The organism is Mesorhizobium kowhaii (genome assembly GCF_003253745.1).
GTDB classification, from domain to species: domain Bacteria; phylum Pseudomonadota; class Alphaproteobacteria; order Rhizobiales; family Rhizobiaceae; genus Mesorhizobium; species Mesorhizobium kowhaii.
Genome location: NZ_MZXV01000013.1, coordinates 325,412 through 340,978, shown reverse-complemented (window position 1 = coordinate 340,978; position 15,567 = coordinate 325,412). Strand labels below are relative to the sequence as shown.

15 protein-coding genes are annotated in these 15,567 nt (G+C 62.9%); 9 read left to right on the top strand and 6 right to left on the bottom strand.

The window, feature by feature from the left end; translation table 11 throughout:
- Nucleotides 1-40: 40 nt before the first annotated feature.
- Nucleotides 41-1,156 (top strand): substrate-binding protein, encoded by a 1,116-nt coding sequence (locus tag B5V02_RS04060; RefSeq protein WP_111542934.1) that lies wholly within the window; start codon nucleotides 41-43, stop codon nucleotides 1,154-1,156.
- A 155-nt stretch (nucleotides 1,157-1,311) separates the two neighbouring features.
- On the opposite strand, the gene B5V02_RS04055 is transcribed toward B5V02_RS04060, so the two are convergent.
- The gene (locus tag B5V02_RS04055; protein ID WP_111542933.1) at nucleotides 1,312-2,694 is read right to left on the bottom strand and encodes an FAD-binding oxidoreductase; all 1,383 of its coding nucleotides are present in this window, start codon (nucleotides 2,692-2,694) and stop codon (nucleotides 1,312-1,314) included.
- A 220-nt stretch (nucleotides 2,695-2,914) separates the two neighbouring features.
- Between B5V02_RS04055 and B5V02_RS04050 the strand changes: the two genes are divergently transcribed.
- A complete protein-coding gene (locus B5V02_RS04050) occupies nucleotides 2,915-3,922 on the top strand; it encodes an AraC family transcriptional regulator (protein ID WP_111542932.1) in 1,008 nt (335 codons plus the stop codon).
- Nucleotides 3,923-4,045: 123 nt separating this feature from the next.
- Here B5V02_RS04050 and B5V02_RS04045 read toward each other — a convergent pair whose 3' ends face one another.
- Nucleotides 4,046-5,026, bottom strand: coding sequence for a quinone oxidoreductase family protein (locus tag B5V02_RS04045; RefSeq protein WP_111542931.1), 981 nt, complete (start codon nucleotides 5,024-5,026; stop codon nucleotides 4,046-4,048).
- Here B5V02_RS04045 and B5V02_RS04040 point away from each other — a divergent pair.
- Nucleotides 5,016-5,537, top strand: coding sequence for a winged helix-turn-helix transcriptional regulator (locus B5V02_RS04040; RefSeq protein WP_425374354.1), 522 nt, complete (start codon nucleotides 5,016-5,018; stop codon nucleotides 5,535-5,537). The two genes, B5V02_RS04045 and B5V02_RS04040, sit on opposite strands and share 11 nt — an antisense overlap.
- 56 nt (nucleotides 5,538-5,593) lie before the next feature.
- Here the strand turns inward: B5V02_RS04040 and B5V02_RS04035 are convergent, their stop codons facing one another.
- The gene (locus tag B5V02_RS04035) at nucleotides 5,594-6,199 is read right to left on the bottom strand and encodes an NADPH-dependent FMN reductase (protein ID WP_111542929.1); all 606 of its coding nucleotides are present in this window, start codon (nucleotides 6,197-6,199) and stop codon (nucleotides 5,594-5,596) included.
- Nucleotides 6,200-6,286: 87 nt separating this feature from the next.
- Here B5V02_RS04035 and B5V02_RS04030 point away from each other — a divergent pair, with 87 nt between their 5' ends.
- On the top strand, nucleotides 6,287-6,655 hold the full coding sequence (locus tag B5V02_RS04030; protein ID WP_167458361.1) for a winged helix-turn-helix transcriptional regulator: 369 nt from the start codon (nucleotides 6,287-6,289) through the stop codon (nucleotides 6,653-6,655).
- Between the two features lie 270 nt (nucleotides 6,656-6,925).
- Here B5V02_RS04030 and B5V02_RS04025 read toward each other — a convergent pair whose 3' ends face one another.
- The gene (locus B5V02_RS04025; protein ID WP_111542927.1) at nucleotides 6,926-7,321 is read right to left on the bottom strand and encodes an acyl-CoA thioesterase; all 396 of its coding nucleotides are present in this window, start codon (nucleotides 7,319-7,321) and stop codon (nucleotides 6,926-6,928) included.
- A 90-nt stretch (nucleotides 7,322-7,411) separates the two neighbouring features.
- Nucleotides 7,412-8,353 (bottom strand): phosphoribosylaminoimidazolesuccinocarboxamide synthase, encoded by a 942-nt coding sequence (locus tag B5V02_RS04020; protein WP_111542926.1) that lies wholly within the window; start codon nucleotides 8,351-8,353, stop codon nucleotides 7,412-7,414.
- Between the two features lie 171 nt (nucleotides 8,354-8,524).
- Between B5V02_RS04020 and B5V02_RS04015 the strand changes: the two genes are divergently transcribed.
- From B5V02_RS04015 to B5V02_RS04005, 3 genes are read left to right on the top strand one after another with little or no spacing between them, the layout of a single operon-like run.
- Complete coding sequence (locus tag B5V02_RS04015; protein WP_111542925.1) at nucleotides 8,525-10,141, top strand: GMC family oxidoreductase; 1,617 nt, start codon at nucleotides 8,525-8,527, stop codon at nucleotides 10,139-10,141.
- A complete protein-coding gene (locus tag B5V02_RS04010; protein ID WP_111542924.1) occupies nucleotides 10,138-11,349 on the top strand; it encodes a mandelate racemase/muconate lactonizing enzyme family protein in 1,212 nt (403 codons plus the stop codon). The genes B5V02_RS04015 and B5V02_RS04010 overlap by 4 nt, the downstream gene beginning before the upstream one ends.
- On the top strand, nucleotides 11,346-12,263 hold the full coding sequence (locus B5V02_RS04005) for an NAD(P)-dependent oxidoreductase (protein WP_111542923.1): 918 nt from the start codon (nucleotides 11,346-11,348) through the stop codon (nucleotides 12,261-12,263). The genes B5V02_RS04010 and B5V02_RS04005 overlap by 4 nt, the downstream gene beginning before the upstream one ends.
- An 80-nt stretch (nucleotides 12,264-12,343) precedes the next feature.
- Here the strand turns inward: B5V02_RS04005 and B5V02_RS04000 are convergent, their stop codons facing one another.
- A complete protein-coding gene (locus tag B5V02_RS04000; protein ID WP_111542922.1) occupies nucleotides 12,344-13,282 on the bottom strand; it encodes a diacylglycerol/lipid kinase family protein in 939 nt (312 codons plus the stop codon).
- Nucleotides 13,283-13,981: 699 nt separating this feature from the next.
- Here B5V02_RS04000 and B5V02_RS03995 point away from each other — a divergent pair.
- Nucleotides 13,982-14,416 (top strand): DUF4383 domain-containing protein, encoded by a 435-nt coding sequence (locus tag B5V02_RS03995; RefSeq protein WP_095090901.1) that lies wholly within the window; start codon nucleotides 13,982-13,984, stop codon nucleotides 14,414-14,416.
- 7 nt (nucleotides 14,417-14,423) lie between these two features.
- Nucleotides 14,424-15,554: a hypothetical protein gene (locus tag B5V02_RS03990; RefSeq protein WP_111542921.1), complete on the top strand. Its 1,131-nt coding sequence runs from the start codon at nucleotides 14,424-14,426 to the stop codon at nucleotides 15,552-15,554.
- Nucleotides 15,555-15,567 lie beyond the last annotated feature (13 nt).

The following is a 15,567-nucleotide window of genomic DNA, read 5'->3' as shown; positions in this document are numbered from 1 at the left end:
GACGGCGCGCCCGACCAACCCCCAGATTTGGAGAAATCAAATGGATCCGAAACCCATCAAGATCGGCCTTATCGCCGAACTCACCGGCCCGTTGTCTTTCATGGGCGTCGCAAATGCGAACCTCACCACCATGCTCGTCGACGATATCAACGCCAAGGGCGGTTTGCTCGGCCGGCCGCTGGAGCTTGTCATCGAGGATGGCGAAACCATCGACGGCGTCGCCAAGGCAAGGACCGCGAAACTGATCGACGTCGACAAGGTCGATGTGGTCGTCGGCGGTATCTACAGCTCGACCCGCCAGGCCATCAAGAGCGAGGCGGTTACGCGGGGCAGGACGCTCTACATCTACACCGAACAGTACGAGGGACAGGAAAACGATCCCCTGATCTTCTGCACGGGGCCCGTGCCCGCGCAGCAGGTTGAACCGCTGATACCATGGCTCATGAACAGCACCGGCGCGAAAAGGTTTTATTTGCCGTCGGCCGACTACATCTGGCCCCATTTGCTGAACAAGGCCGCGAGCCGCGTGGTGCGCGCCAATGGCGGCGAGATCGTCGGTGAGGAGTATTTTCCGCTGGATACCGTCGATTTCCGGCGGACGGTGCAGCAGATCATGGCGAGCGGCACCGACGTGGTTTTCAACACCATCGTTCCGCCGGGCCTGACACCGTTCCTTGAAGAACTGCACAGGGCCGGTTTCGGCAAACGCGGCGGCAAGATCGTCTGCACCTACTTCGACGAGAACTTCTTCAATCTGGTGCCGTTCGAGCAGATCGAGGGCCTCTACAGCTGCCTCGACTACTACCAGGAACTCGACGATCCGTTCGGTCGCGCGCTCTTGCGCCGCTACAGCGAACGGTTCTCCGGCAGTGCCATGTTGACCGCGGGCAGCGGGTGCACCGGCCACTACCGGGCGATCAGGATGTGGGAAGCGGCGGTGAAGGAGGCCGGCACTGTGGAGCGCGACGCGGTCATCCGGGCGCTCGATCACGCCCGCATAAGCGAGGGACCGGGCGGCCCGGCCGAAATGGTTCCCGGCCAGCACCATGTTCGCATGAACATGTACATCGCGCAGGCGCAGGGCGGTCGATTCCGGGTTGTGAAGAACCTGGGTCCGATCGATCCCAACGAGCGCGCGCTTAGCGACGAATTCTAACTAAGCAACGCAGGCTGAATCGGCCTTGGGCGCGGCCGACTATCGCGCGTGCAGGCCAGCGAGCGTCTTGACCAGCCTCATCGTATCGGCCGGGCCCTCGTTGGCCCGTAGCCGATCCGGCACAAGCACGTGGCGGCCTGACGTGCGACCGCCCGTCAGGCCGCAGGCCGGATGTTTTGGTTGACCCGGAAGAGGTTGGTCGGGTCATATTTTTTCTTCAGGGTAGCTAAGCGATCGTAGTTGTCCCCATAGGCCGCCTTGAGTCTTGCATCGCCCTCGTCATCCATCATGAAGTTCGGGTAGGCGCCACCCAGATCGAACGGATGCACCGCCTCCCAATAGGCCTTGGTCCAGCGCGTGACCGGCCCCGCTTTCTGCGGGTTCGGATCGATCCCTGCGATGACCATCGACCATGTCGCATCGCGGCAATTCCAAGCCGTCTCCTCTTTGCCGATGCGTTGGACGGCGCCATCGATTGGATAGAGATGCATGAGCGATAGCTCGCTCGGCGTCTTCGCCGCCTGCTCGAGATGGGCGTCAATCGCCGCGTCAGACAGTGTCTTGACGAAATCGCCCCGCCAATACCACTGCATCCCCTTCGGGTAGAGCCCATCGAACATGCTCTGCACGGCGGGATAGGGCATCGTTCCCATCCAATTGAACCAAGGCGCGGGGAGCGCATCGATGAGCGGGGCTAGCGCCTCTCTACCTTTTTCCTCCGAACCGTTGTAGCAACACATCAGAAGACACATCCGTTTTCCCCAAAACTCTTCGGGGAACGGCGCGCTTGAGAGGATCGTCTTGAGCCCGAGGAAGATCCCGAGTTCCTCGGGTGCGCGCGGCAGGAACTCGCGATAACGCTGCATAATGGTGCGGGCTTGGTCCTGATCCCATGCGATCGGCCCCGCAAAGACCATGTTGACCGGGTGAAGCTGGAACACAAAACTGGTGACGACGCCGAAATTGCCGCCACCGCCGCGAAGTGCCCAGAACAGGTTGGGGTTCCGTTCCTTGCTGGCGGTAATGAAGCTTCCGTCGGCAAGCACGACGTCGGCCTCGATCAGATTGTCGATGGTCAGACCATATTTGCGCGTCAGATAGCCGTGGCCGCCACTCAGCGTCAGTCCAGCGACCCCGGTGGTCGAGATGATGCCCGCCGGTACGGCCAGACCAAAAGCATGGGTGGCGTGGTCGACGTCGCCCTGGGTGCAGCCCGCCCCTACCCGCGCCGTACGGGCATCCGGATCGACGCGCACGCCGTTCATCGCTGACAGGTCGATCACCAGACCGTCGTCGCAGCTCCCTAATCCCGGTCCGTTATGGCCGCCGCCACGTACCGCAACCAGCAAATTGTTGTCGCGGCCGAAATTCACCGCTGCGATCACGTCGGCGACGTCGACACAGCGAGCGATGATCAGCGGCCGCTTGTCGATCATGCCGTTGTAGAGCTTGCGGGCTTCGTCATAGCTGGCGTCGCCGGTGCGGATGACTTCGCCCCGGAGGCTTGCTGCGAATTTGGTAATGTCTTCGTCGTTCATGATATTCCTCCCTACCGAACCTGTCGGCCGATCGATGGACGCTAACCCCATCCCGTGCTCGCGAAAATGTCACATCGTCCAATTCTGTTGCCCGATCGTTCAGAGTAGGAGCGCGCATATGCGCGCTTGCTCATATGGCCATATTGCTGGATAGTTCGGGATGTCTGGCCGAAAAATTCGTCATTAAGGGAGTAGTCGATCGTTTCCGGAGGTGTAGTGCATGGATGTCCTTTCCGATGTGCTCCGAGCCGTTCGCCTCACGGGTGCGATCTATTTCGACGTCGACGCCAGTTCTCCCTGGGTCGGTGAGTCGCCGGGCACGGCCGAGATTGCCGCCGCCATCATGCCAGAGGCAGAGCACATCATTTCGTTTCATGCCGTGATGTCAGGCTCGTGCTGGGCCGCGCTGGGAGACGGCTCCGTGCCCCCAGTGCGCGTGAACGCCGGTGATGTCGTGGTCTTCCCCGGTGGTGTTCCGAATGTCTTGAGCTCGTCGCCCGGGGCGCGGGGCGAACCCAACATGGCAATGTATTATCGGCCGATAGACGAGCACCTGCCGTTCGCGGTGATTCATGGTGGTGGGGGAGACGAGCGGACGCGGTTCATTTGCGGGTACCTTGGCTGCGATGCGCGTCCTTTCAATCCCCTCCTCGCCGCGTTGCCGGCCATACTGTGCGCCCGCAAGCCCGTCGATGGAAGCAGCTGGGTTATCGACCTCTTTCGGCTGGCGCTGGCAGAGGGTGGCAGTGGGCGGGCGGGCGGTGAAACGATCCTCGCCAAGCTGAGCGAGCTGATGTTTGTCGAGATCATCCGCCGTCATCTCGAGACCCTCCCCGACAATTCGCGGGGGTGGCTGTCAGGCCTTCGGGATCCACACGTCGGCGAGGCGCTCCGGCTCATTCACGCACGCCCCAGGGAGGAATGGACTTTGGACCGACTCGCCCGCGAAGTAGGGCTCTCGCGCACTGCATTTGCGGGCCGCTTTACCCATTATGTCGAGGTCTCGCCGATGCACTATCTTGCTCGGTGGCGTCTGCAACTGGCGGGACGCCTCCTCGAACGACCTGATGTGAGCATCGCGCAAGCAGGTGCTGAGGTCGGCTATGAATCGGAAGCCGCCTTCAATCGCGCCTTCAAAAAGTTCGTTGGCGTTCCACCTGGTACCTGGCGCAAGGGACGTTCGGCGTTGCTGGAGGCCCAAAGGTTGCCCCCTATCGTTGTCCACTAGGAAAAAATGGCAGGGGCGTTCACGTCTCAGTCTGCGTGCCGCGCCAACGTCGCCCCAGAGCTAGAAAGCCCGTTCCTTGCGCAAGCAGACAAATTCGAGATCGGCCTGCAGGCGACCACAACACTAGGGCATCAGCACAACCTTGCCCGTCGAGCGGCGCTCGTCCAGCAGCCGGTGCGCTTCTCCCGCTTGGTCGAGCGGGAAGCGGCCGCCGATCGCAACGTGCAGCCGGCCGCTCGCCGCCAGCTGGAACAGCTCGGACAGGCTGGCTTTCAGCACGTCGGGGGAGAGCAGCGGCAGCAGCGCGAAACCTCTCAGCGACTGGTTGCGGCCGATCATCGCTTCCAGGTCTGAAGCCCCGAGTGCATAGCGGCCTAGTGCTGCAAACACCAGTTCGCCGCCGGGCGCCAGCGCCTGCAGCGACGCCGCCGTCAGTGCGCCGCCGACGGTGTCGTAGATGATGTCGGCGCCCCCGCCGCCAGTGATGTCGCGGACGCGGGCGGGCCAATCCGGCTTGATATAGTCGACGGCGGCATCGGCGCCGAGCGACAAAGCGAGATCGAGCTTGGCCTTGCCGCCGGCGGCCGCGATCACCTTGCGTGCGCCCTTCAGCCTGGCCAGTTGGACAAGCAACGAACCGACGCCACCCGACGCGGCCGGCACCAGCACCGACTTGCCGTCCGGCGGGCTTTGCCGAAGCAGGTGAAGGGCTGTAAGGCCTTGCACCATCAACGCCGTCGCATCCTCGAACGACAAGGCGTCCGGCAGTGGCACGATCAGATCAGCGTCGATCGTCACCTGCTCGGCATAGCCGCTGTGAGGACGCTGTGACACGAACAGCGGCGCGGCGACGCGGGTTCCCAGCAGCGATGCATCCACCCCGTGTCCAACAGCCTCGACGAAGCCCGCTGCCTCGACGCCGGGGATCATCGGCAGCTGCGGCGTCACCGCGTAGCCATCCCTGCGCATCAGCACTTCGAAGAAATTGATCCCGGCGGCGTGGACGCGAACCAGCACTTCGCCAGCCTGCGGCACCGGCGATGGCAGGTCAACCACCTCAAGCACGTCGGGACCGCCGAAGCGGCTGAGTTGAATGGCTTTCATGGCAAACTCCGATCGCATTGGCATCGGTCACGGTTTGCCACTATCTGCGGAGCCTCGACTACACACTCATTTGTCCCCTGCTGACCAGGAGGTGACCATGGCCAATCTGAGCAAGAGAATGCCCATCAAGAGACTGCCGATGCTGCCGGCGGAACGTGCGCTGAAAGTGATCGCGGGGCGCTGGAAGGCGGTCATTCTCTACCATCTGTTCGATGGCCCGCGACGGCTGTCCGCACTGAAGGCGATGATTTCAGGCATCACCCAGAAAGTGCTGATCCAGCAGCTTCGGGAAATGGAGGAACACGGCCTCGTCAGCCGCGAGATCTTTGCCGAAGTGCCCTCCCGCGTCGAATATTCCGCGACAAGTCTCGGCCTCAGTCTCGAGCCGATCCTGCTGGCGCTCTGCCAATGGGGCCAGCATCACGCCGACGAACTCAACGAGATGGATCGCCTCGCCGATTGCATCATCCGCCCAAGGCCGACGCGGGAGACGCACGCCTCCCACAATTGAAAAAGGGCGGCGCAAGCGCCGCCCCGAATCCTTGGGAGGATAACTCGAACCGACGGTTAGGCCGCCTTGACTTCCTCGGTGATGGCGTCGGCCTGACGCGCTGCCTTGAGCGCCTTGGCCCACCAGGCGACGTCGTTGACCAGCGCCGTGGCAGCCTGGTTCAGATGCTCGAGGTCTTCGAGCTTCTTCTCGCCCTGGCGGACGGCGAGGAAGTCGCCCCAGGCGATATGGACGGCCGACTTGACCGGCGCCATCTGCAATTCGACCGCGTGCATGCGGAGCTGCTCGACGGCGCGGGCGCCGCCGACGCTGCCATAGCCGACGAAGCCGGCCGGCTTCTTGTTCCATTCGTTGGCGGCGTAGTCGATGGCGTTCTTCAGCACGGCCGTCGGGCCATGATTGTATTCGGCGGCGGTGAAGATGAAGCCGTCATATTCGGCGACCTTCTTCTGCCAGCGCTTCGCTACTTCGTTCTGCGACGGCGCCCAGGCGGAGGATGCGACCTCGTCGAAGAACGGCAGCGGGAAGTCGCGCAGGTCGACGACTTCGACGTCGATATCGGCATGCGCTTTGGCGATCTTGGCGATCCATTGGGTCGGCACATCGGCGAAGCGCGCGGCGCGCGTCGAACCGACGATGATGGCGATTTTTGGTTTTGACATGGGGGCTCTCCATAAGTAAAGCTGGTATCATTTAGATACCGGCGCTATATGAGATACTGTCAACTCGATGCGCAAGGAGGCACCTTTTTGTTACTGAGGAACCCGCTTAACACCGAAGATTGCCGCGCCGTTTCGGAAATCCTGCAGCGCGTCGGCGACAAATGGACCGTTCTCGTGGTCGGCAAGCTCGGCCAAGGACCGTTGCGATTCAATGAGTTGCGCGCCGCTGTCGGCGGCATTTCGCAGAAGATGCTGACCACCACTTTGCGCGGATTGGAGCGTGACGGCTTCGTTACCCGCACCGTATTCCCAACCATTCCGCCGCGCGTCGATTACGAGCTGACCGAACTCGGCCATGAATTGCTGATCCCGGTCAGCGCACTCGGCGAATGGGCGCGCATCAACACCACGCGCGTGCGGGCAGCACGTGAGAAATTCGACGCCACGCATGCCTGAAGCCTTTGTATTGCAAGGGTTTTCGCCGATGGCTGCGCTAGCGACATTGCATTCCGTCGGCGGCTGTTGATCCGTTTCGGTTCTGGCTTTTCAGACAGACGCCGTCAGCAGACAAGGCAAAGCCGCAGCGACACCTGCCAGCGCGGCGTTCAGCGATCGTTGACTGATTGTCTTCGTCCCAGTCGCAACCAACACAATCAAAAGACCGTGCGGCGGCCCATTTCGCATCTGCCGCGTGTTACCCGGCATGGCTGTGCGCCGAAGCCCCGGTCAGCCTTCCGCCGGAACCGCCTTTGGTTTGCCCTCGCCATCCAGCGCCACCATGACGAAATCGGCATGGGTGACCTTCTCCATCAGGTCGGAGAGGTAGCGCTGCGCCCAGGCCTCGACCTTGAGCGTCATAGAGGTGCGGCCGACGCGCTCGACATGGGTGTAGATACACAGCGTGTCGCCGATCTTCATCGGCTTGGCGAACGACATTTCCTTGACCGCCGCCGTCACCACGCGGCCCTTGGCGCGCTCGGCCGCACGGATGCCGCAGGCAAGGTCCATCTGCGCCATCACCCAGCCGCCGAAGATGTCGCCCGCCGCATTGGCATCCGAAGGCATGGCCAGCGTGCGCAGCGTCAGATCGCCGAGCGGCCGTCCATCTGCGTAGTGCACCATGGGGGAAATCCTTCGAGGTCAATTGCCCTCGATCCCGTAGCGTCATGGCGGTGACGCGTCAACGCGCCACCTAACGAAGCTCGCTTGCCGCTAGAAGTAACGCTCGAGGTTCGAACGAATGCGATCCAGGACGCTATGCCCGGAAACGTCAGGAGAGAATTCTCTGCCCGTGATTGCCTCGTAAGCCTGCGCATAGACACGCGATGCCTGTTCGACGATCTCGTCGGGTATGTCAGGAATCGGTTCGCTGTAAGGATCGCACCTTGCCGACACCCACGACCGGATGAAATCCTTGTCGAAGCTCTCCGGCCGGCTGCCGCTGGCAAGGGCTTCCTCATAGCTCTTGGCGATCCAGTACCGGCTGCTGTCCGGCGTGTGGATCTCGTCGGCAAGGATTATGGTCCCGTTCTTGTCGGTGCCGAATTCGTATTTCGTATCGGCGAGGATGAGGCCACGTTCGGCGGCGCGCTGCTGGCCGCGGGCGAACAGCTGCAAGGCGTAACCCGATACGGTGTCCCACTGCGCCTGTGTGAGAAGGCCCTGTTCAAGGATCTCGGCCTTGGACAGAGGCTCGTCATGGCCACCGTGGAGGGCCTTGCTGGTCGGCGTGATGATCGGCTCGGCCAGTTTTTCATTGTCGCGCAGGCCGTCCGGCAGGGTCATTCCATACATGTCCCGATCACCGCGCCGGTACCTTGTCAGGATCGAGGTGCTGGTGGTTCCCGCCAAATAGCCACGCACGACGATCTCGACCGGCAGGATGTCGAGCCGGGTGCCGACGACGACGTTTGGGTCAGGGTATTCGAGAACATGGTTCGGGCAGATATCGGCGGTTTCCTCGAACCAGTACCTGGCCGTCTGGGTGAGGATCTCTCCCTTGAACGGGATCGAGGTCAGGATGGTGTCGAAGGCACTGAGACGGTCTGTGGCGATGATGATGCGCCTGCCGTCCGGCAGGTCGTAGTTTTCGCGGACCTTGCCGCTGTAGTGGCCCGGCAGTTCAGGAATGAAAGCATCAGGAAGGGTGCGCATAGGCCATCGCATAAGCCCTCGACCCCCGGCATATCAAGCAGGATTGTCAGCCTCTCAATTCAAACCAGCGTCGGCAGTCGCTTTTTTCACAACGCATGCCGGAAGGCGCCGCGACTTGGGAGCGCCGCCGCGTCTAGGCTGCAGCCGGATTTCCGGAGCCGCCCACCAATCATGCAGACCTATGACTTCATCATCGTCGGCTCCGGCTCGGCCGGCTCGGTCCTGGCGGACAAACTGTCGGCCTCCGGGCGCTTTTCCGTGCTGCTGCTGGAAGCCGGCGGCACCGACCGCCGCTTCTACGTGCAGATGCCGCTCGGCTACGGCAAGACCTTCTTCGATCCGGCGGTCAACTGGAACTACAAGGCCGAGCCGGACCCGGGCCTCGCCGGCAATGCCGACCACTGGCCGCGCGGCAAGCTGCTTGGCGGTTCGAGTTCGATCAACGCCATGGTCTGGATCAGGGGCGCGCGCGAGGATTTCGATGCCTGGGCCGCCGCCGGCAATCCCGGCTGGGGTTATGACGACCTGCTGCCCGTCTTCAAGGCGCTGGAGGACAACCAGGCCGGTGCCGACGCATGGCGCGGTGTCGGCGGCCCGCTGCATGTCACCGACTGTTCGGACGCCGTCCACCCGCTGACCAAGCGCTACCTAGCCGCCGGCCAGCAGGCCGGCCTGCCGCTCAATCCGGATTTCAACGGTGCCGCCCAGGAAGGCGTCGGCGTCTACCAGATCTCGACCAAGAACGGCCGCCGCATGTCGGCGGCGCGCGCCTTCCTGCGCCCGGCGATGAAGCGCAAGAATGTCCGCGTTGCGACGAATGCGTTGGCGACCCGGGTGCTGTTCGAAGGCAGGCGCGCCGTCGGTGTCGAATATTTGCAGAACGGCGAGACCAAGACGGCGCGTGCCGGCCGGGAGGTCATTCTGTCGGGCGGCTCGGTCAACTCGCCGCAGCTGCTGCAGCTGTCCGGCGTCGGCCCCTCTGCGCTGCTCAAGGGGCTTGGCATCCCCGTCGTCCATGCCAACGAGAATGTCGGTGCGCATCTGCAGGACCATGTCGGCATCAACTACACCTTCAAGGGCAGGCTGCCGACGCTCAACCAGACGCTGCGTCCCTGGTGGGGCAAGCTGCTGGTCGGCATGCAATACATCCTGACGCGCTCCGGGCCGCTGTCGCTGTCGATGAACAATGCCGGCGGCTTCTTCCGCACTGATCCGGCGGCAACCCGCCCCAACATGCAACTTTATTTCCAGGCCTTCTCGACCGTTATTCCGAAGAGCGGCGAGCGCCCGATCCTGACGCCCGACCCATGGCCCGGCTTTTCCATCGGCCTGTCCAACTGCCGCCCGTCGAGCCGTGGCGAGATCATGATCCGCACCAGCAACCCGCGCGACTATCCCAGGATATCAGCCAATGCCTATTCGACCGAGGCCGATGTCGCCGAGATGCTCGACGCTGTGAAGTTCGTGCGCAAGATCGCCTCGATGCCTGATATGGCCGAGATCATCGAGGAAGAGGTCCTGCCCGGCCCATCGATCAGTTCGGACGCAGATCTGATCCAGGATTTCAGGAAACGCTCGGGCACCGTCTATCACCCGGTCTCGACCTGCCGCATGGGACCTGATCCCTCGCGCGCCGTCGTCGACCCACGCCTCAAGGTGCACGGTATCGAGGGCCTGCGTGTCATCGACGCCTCGATCTTTCCCGACAATATCACCGGCAACACCAACGCCGCCTCGATCATGACCGGTTGGAAGGGTGCCGAACTGGTTCTGGAGGACCAAAAATGAAAATCACCGACGTCAAGACCTGGGTTGTCGGCAACCCGCCGCCCGGTATCGGCGGCAAATATTTCATCTTCGTCAAGCTGACCACCGATGGCGGTGTCGTCGGCTATGGCGAGGCCTACAACGCCACCTTCTCCGCCCATGTCACGGCGAAGATGGTCGAGGATATGGCCGAGCGCTATCTCGTCGGCCGCGATCCGCACGACATCGAGAACTTCTTCCGCCGCGCTTATTCCTCCGGCTTCACCCAGCGCCCGGATGTGTCCGGCATGGGCTGCTTCTCGGCGCTCGAAATGGCCTGCTGGGACATTATCGGCAAGGAGGCCAACAAGCCGGTCTACAAATTGCTCGGCGGCCAGGTGCACGAGACGCTGCGCTCCTACACCTATCTCTATCCGCACTCCGGCAGCATCCACTCCGAGGATGCGCGCGGCAAGAATGTCTACAACGACCCCGATCTCGCCGCAGCCTGCGCGCTCGAATATGTCGAGCAGGGTTTCAACGCGGTCAAGCTCGACCCGGCCGGCCCCTACACCGCCTTCGACGGCCACCAGCCGCGCCTTGTCGACATCGATCTCTCCGCCCGCATGATCAAGGCGATCCGCGAAGCGGTCGGCACCCGCGCCGACATCCTGTTCGGCACCCATGGCCAGTTCACCGCCTCGGGCGCATTGCGCATGGCGCGTGCCATCGAACCCTATGATCCGCTGTGGTTCGAGGAGCCGGTGCCGCCTGACATGCCAGAAGTGATGGCGCAGGTGGCGCGAGGCACGTCGATCCCGATCGCCACCGGCGAGCGGCTGACGACCAAGTTCGAATTCGCCCGTGTCATCGAGAACCGCGCCGCGACCATCCTGCAGCCCGACCTCGGCCGCTCCGGCGGCATTCTCGAAACCAAGAAGATCGCCGCTATGGCCGAGGCCTATCACATCCAGGTCGCCCCGCACTGCTATTGCGGGCCGATCGTCGGTGCTGCCAACATCCAGCTGGCGGTGACGCTGCCCAACTTCCTCATTCTCGAATCGCTGAAGCAGTGGGACGGTTTCCACGCGACGCTGCTTACGAAGAAGATCGAGTGGCAGGACGGCAACGTCATCCCGTCGAAGGAGCCCGGCCTCGGCGTCGAGCTCAACGAAGCGGTCTGCGACGCGCATCCCTACACCGGCAAGGAACTGCACCTGCAGATGATGCAGACGCCGTTGATGCCGTGAGCGAAAGCTACGCCTTCATCGGCCTCGGCCATCTCGGCGGCAACCTTGCCGCCAACCTGATCCGCAACGGTTTTGCGGTCACTGTCTTCGACCGCGACCCGGCCGCCGTCGAGCGCCTCGTCGCGCTCGGCGCCACAGCCGCCAACAGTCCCGCCGAGGCTGCCGCCAGAGCCGGCAACGCCATCACCTGCCTGCCCTCGCCCAAAGTCAGCGAAGCGGTGCTGGCTGGTCCTGGCGGCTTGCTCGAAGGCCTGCCCGAAGGCGGCACCTGGATCGAGATGTCGACCAACGGCCGCGACGAGATCGTCCGTCTGGCCGCGCTCGCCTCGGTCAAGGGCATCGAGACGTTGGAATGCCCGGTCACCGGCGGCGTGCATCTGGCGGCGGTCGGAAAAATAACCGCGCTGGTCGGTGGCGATGCAGCGCTCTATGCGCGTCATCGCTCGGCCATTGAAGTGATGTGCGCGAAGTCGTTCCTGATGGGTCCGGTCGGCTCGGCGGCGGTGATCAAGGTCATCACCAACATGCTGGCCTTCATCCATCTCGTCGCCGCCGGCGAGGCATTGATGCTGGCCAAACAAGGCGGGCTCGACCTCGCCCAATCCTACCACGCCATCGTTGCCTCCTCCGGCAACAGCTTCGTCCATGAGACCGAAAGCCAGCTCATTCTCAACGGCTCCTACGACATCGGCTTCACCATGGACCTGGCGCTGAAGGACCTCGGCTTCGCGCTCGCCATGGGCGAACAGTCAGGCGTGCCGCTCGAACTTGCCACGCGCGTCAACGCGATTTTTGAGCAAGGCAGAGAAGCCTATGGCGGCGGCGCCTGGTCGACCCAGATCGTCAAGTTGCTGGAAGATACCGTCGGCACCGACCTGCGCGCGCCCGGTTTTCCGGCCAAGCTCGACGTTTGATACCAGGCAAGAAATCAAGCGATTTCAGTGGGTTGGTTTCATCGCCGGATTCACCTGAATCGATCTGTTAACGACTTGATTCAATATCTGAGCGTCAGCGCGCCGGGCAGGATCTCGAAGGTCGCCGGTATGCGTCCCGGCGACTCGCCGTCTATGTCGACCAGCGCGCCGTTCTTCTCGACATCGCCCAGCGGCTCGACCACCACTTTTTTGCCGCGCAGGATGGTGATCGCCGGGTGGTTGCGGTGCCGGCCGCCATAGAGCAGGCGGATGTCCCAGATCAGCTTCAGCTTGCCGGCCGCGCGCAGGATGACGATGTCGAACTGCCCGTCGGCCAGCTCGGCATCCGGCGCGATCATCATGCCGCCGCCGAAGAACTTGCCATTGGCCACCGCCACCAGCGCCATGCGCGCTTCGACCGGCGCGCCGTCGTCGACCGTGATCCTGACATCCTGGAAGCGGTAGCGGATGAACTCGACCACGGTGCGCCACAGGAACAACGCCTTGGCCGACATCTTGCCCTTGCGCTTGTCGGCATTGACGGCACGGTCGGTGGCGCCTGACAGGCCGAGGCTGGCGATGTTGATGAAGTGGCGGCTGGCCAGCGCGCCATGGTCGTCGATGTAGCAGATGCGTCCGGCGTCGACCTTGCGTCCCTTGGCCTCGGCGATATGCTTCAGCACCGCATCCATCTCGCGCGGCAGGCCAAGCCCGCGCGCAAAATCGATGCCGGTGCCGCACGGCAAGAGGCCAAGCTCGGTTGTCCTGCGGCCTTCCTCGGACGCCTGCAGCAGCCCGTCGGCCACCTCGCTGGCGGTGCCGTCGCCGCCGGCCGCGATCACCAGGTCGAAGCCGTTTGCCGCGAGGTCGATCGCCAGCCGTTCGGCATCACCCTCGGCCTGCGTTTCGCGCAGCTCGAATTCGCCGAAATGCTTTTTCAGCGATGCGGCGACCTCCGGCCAATGCCGTTTCAGCCGGCCGCCACCGGCAATCGGATTGAGAACCACCCCGACTTTCAAGCACACCCTCCCGCAAGGACACCAATGCGCCCGGCGCCTCGAATCCTTTGCCGGCATTGAAACCCGCGCCCGCCGGCAGGGCAAGCGCCGAATGTCCGCCGCTGCCGCCCATCATGGCGGACCGGAAAATCCCGCTGTCATTGATTGATCCCCGATAATCCCGCTATCCACAGGCCCGCGGCCATTCCCCACAACCCTTACCCGGCGTAAGTTCAACCCATCTCAGGCGGCTACCGATCGCCCAGCCGAAAGGCGAAGTGAAAGGCGGATTTCCTGAGGCCCGTACGGCCCAGAGCGAGAGCAGGCTTGCCTGTTCGAGGGGCGGATGCCGAGACCTACGGGGCCGCGGAAAGCGTGCCAACGCCGACGGCGGACCGATGCTGCCATGAAGGACGGCAAAAACCTTCGATGGTGCGCAGGGCAAAGCTCGCAAGGGTGGAGACCGGCGTGGTCCCGAACGGACGCTGCTCTCGGGTGGCGGACTGGCAGGACCGTCAAAATCAAGGCCGGCATGGCGCGACGACTTTACGGAAGTTGCTGCCGCGACCGTGTCCTGATCTGACAGGGAGGCGCTGGGAGAAATCCCGGCGCCGACTGTCTTTTTGGCTATCCCCTACAATTTTTACGCTGTTTCCGGATAGGGCTGCAACCGGCGCTAAAATCAGCTAACGTTCGGCGTCACTTGAAGGGGGATACTTCATGACGTTGATCCAGAAGCTTGCCGTTGCCTATGCTTTCCTGTTCTTCGGCGTCGTCGCCATCGGCTACATACCGGCGTTCAACGATGCCAACGGCAATCTGTTCGGCCTGTTCTCGCTGCAATGGTATGACGACCTGCTGCACGCCTTCTCCGGCGTCTGGGCGCTGGCCGCCGCCTTCATCTCGCACCGTCAGGCGGTGTTCTATTTCAAGCTGTTCGGCTCAGTCTATCTGTTCGACGGCGTGCTTGGCCTGATCACCGGTTCCGGCTGCCTCGATGCCGGCATCTTCATCAACGGCTTCCGCTCCCTCAACGATATCGAATTCCCGGCCCGCTTCTTCGCCAACCTGCCGCACATCGTCATCGGCGGCTTCGCCGTCTATGTCGGCTTCTGGCTGTCGAAGCGCATACACGACCACTTCGCCACGGCCTGACCCGGCCATGTTCCTGTTTCGCTGGCTGAAGCGCATCGTCAAGACGATCCTGTGGCTGATCGTCATCGTCATCCTGATCCCGATCGTCGGGCTGAGCTATGGCTTCCTGACCACGTCGTCACTCGACAAGGCGCCGCTGCCCGGCATTGCCGATGGCGCACCGCCCAAGGCGCTGGCCGACAAGGTTCGCGCCGAAATCCCCGGCTACCAGCGGCCGGAGGAATCGACCTTCCTCACCTACCCGGAATGGGCGATCGTCTACGCCGCGCGCGAATATGCCGGCTTCGTCGACAAGAACCAGCCGAGCGGCTTTCCCTATTGGTCCTATGTCGGCCGCTTCTGGCAGGACTACGCCATGGTGATCCGCGCCAGTTCTGCCTACAAGTTCAACTTCGCCAACCACCAGATGCTGGTCATCATCGGCACCAGCCACAGCATCGAACATATCCTGCAATGGGCCTATGAGAACACGGTCGGCCGCATCACCGAGGCGACATCAGGCAAGCGCACCGCCGCCGACATCTATCAGGCCAAGGTGGCGGCCGACTATGCCGCTTTCCTCGACCAGGTGCCGTGGTATCAATTTCCCTATGCCGAGAAGCGCGCCGGCCTGTTTGCTGTGCAGCCGGCGCCGGGCGACAGCTCCATCCGCACCAGCGAACGCAAGCTTGCCTTCGGCCTCGCCGACACCATCAAGCAGGGCTACGCCGACCTGATCACCAAGGCACTCGCAGCCACGTCCCCACCAGCCTTCCTCGATATTCATGTCTGGGCCAAGGGGCCGGTCGGCGAAGCAACGCACAACGAGCCCGACACCTTGCTTGAGCGCGACTACGGCGCCGACGGCACCGTCTTCGTCACCAAGCGCTATCAGGTGTTTACTGAGATGATCCCGCGCCTGATCGACAAGGGCGTCTCCTTCGTCGAGATCGGCGGCAATGACGAGATCATGGTCACCATGCTTTCCACCGATTCGATCGCCGTTCCCGAAGGCATCCGCATTCTGTTCAGCTATCCGCTGCCGGCTGACCCGTCGACGCGCCGCACCGGGCTGACCGTCGCCGTGCGCAAGCTGCATCTGGTGCTACCGGCGCTGATCAAGTCAGGCGCCAAGCTCGAACACGTCTATGACTATTGAGACGATAGCCAGG

Coding starts and splice junctions, on each gene's coding strand:
- B5V02_RS04040 (WP_425374354.1), top strand. CDS start 5,016: ATGGCTTTCATGGCAAACTCCGATCGCATTGGCATCGGTCACGGTTTG.
- B5V02_RS04060 (WP_111542934.1), top strand. CDS start 41: ATGGATCCGAAACCCATCAAGATCGGCCTTATCGCCGAACTCACCGGC.
- B5V02_RS03995 (WP_095090901.1), top strand. CDS start 13,982: ATGACGTTGATCCAGAAGCTTGCCGTTGCCTATGCTTTCCTGTTCTTC.
- B5V02_RS04010 (WP_111542924.1), top strand. CDS start 10,138: ATGAAAATCACCGACGTCAAGACCTGGGTTGTCGGCAACCCGCCGCCC.
- B5V02_RS04055 (WP_111542933.1), bottom strand. CDS start 2,694: ATGAACGACGAAGACATTACCAAATTCGCAGCAAGCCTCCGGGGCGAA.
- B5V02_RS03990 (WP_111542921.1), top strand. CDS start 14,424: ATGTTCCTGTTTCGCTGGCTGAAGCGCATCGTCAAGACGATCCTGTGG.
- B5V02_RS04045 (WP_111542931.1), bottom strand. CDS start 5,026: ATGAAAGCCATTCAACTCAGCCGCTTCGGCGGTCCCGACGTGCTTGAG.
- B5V02_RS04025 (WP_111542927.1), bottom strand. CDS start 7,321: ATGGTGCACTACGCAGATGGACGGCCGCTCGGCGATCTGACGCTGCGC.
- B5V02_RS04035 (WP_111542929.1), bottom strand. CDS start 6,199: ATGTCAAAACCAAAAATCGCCATCATCGTCGGTTCGACGCGCGCCGCG.
- B5V02_RS04050 (WP_111542932.1), top strand. CDS start 2,915: ATGGATGTCCTTTCCGATGTGCTCCGAGCCGTTCGCCTCACGGGTGCG.
- B5V02_RS04015 (WP_111542925.1), top strand. CDS start 8,525: ATGCAGACCTATGACTTCATCATCGTCGGCTCCGGCTCGGCCGGCTCG.
- B5V02_RS04020 (WP_111542926.1), bottom strand. CDS start 8,353: ATGCGCACCCTTCCTGATGCTTTCATTCCTGAACTGCCGGGCCACTAC.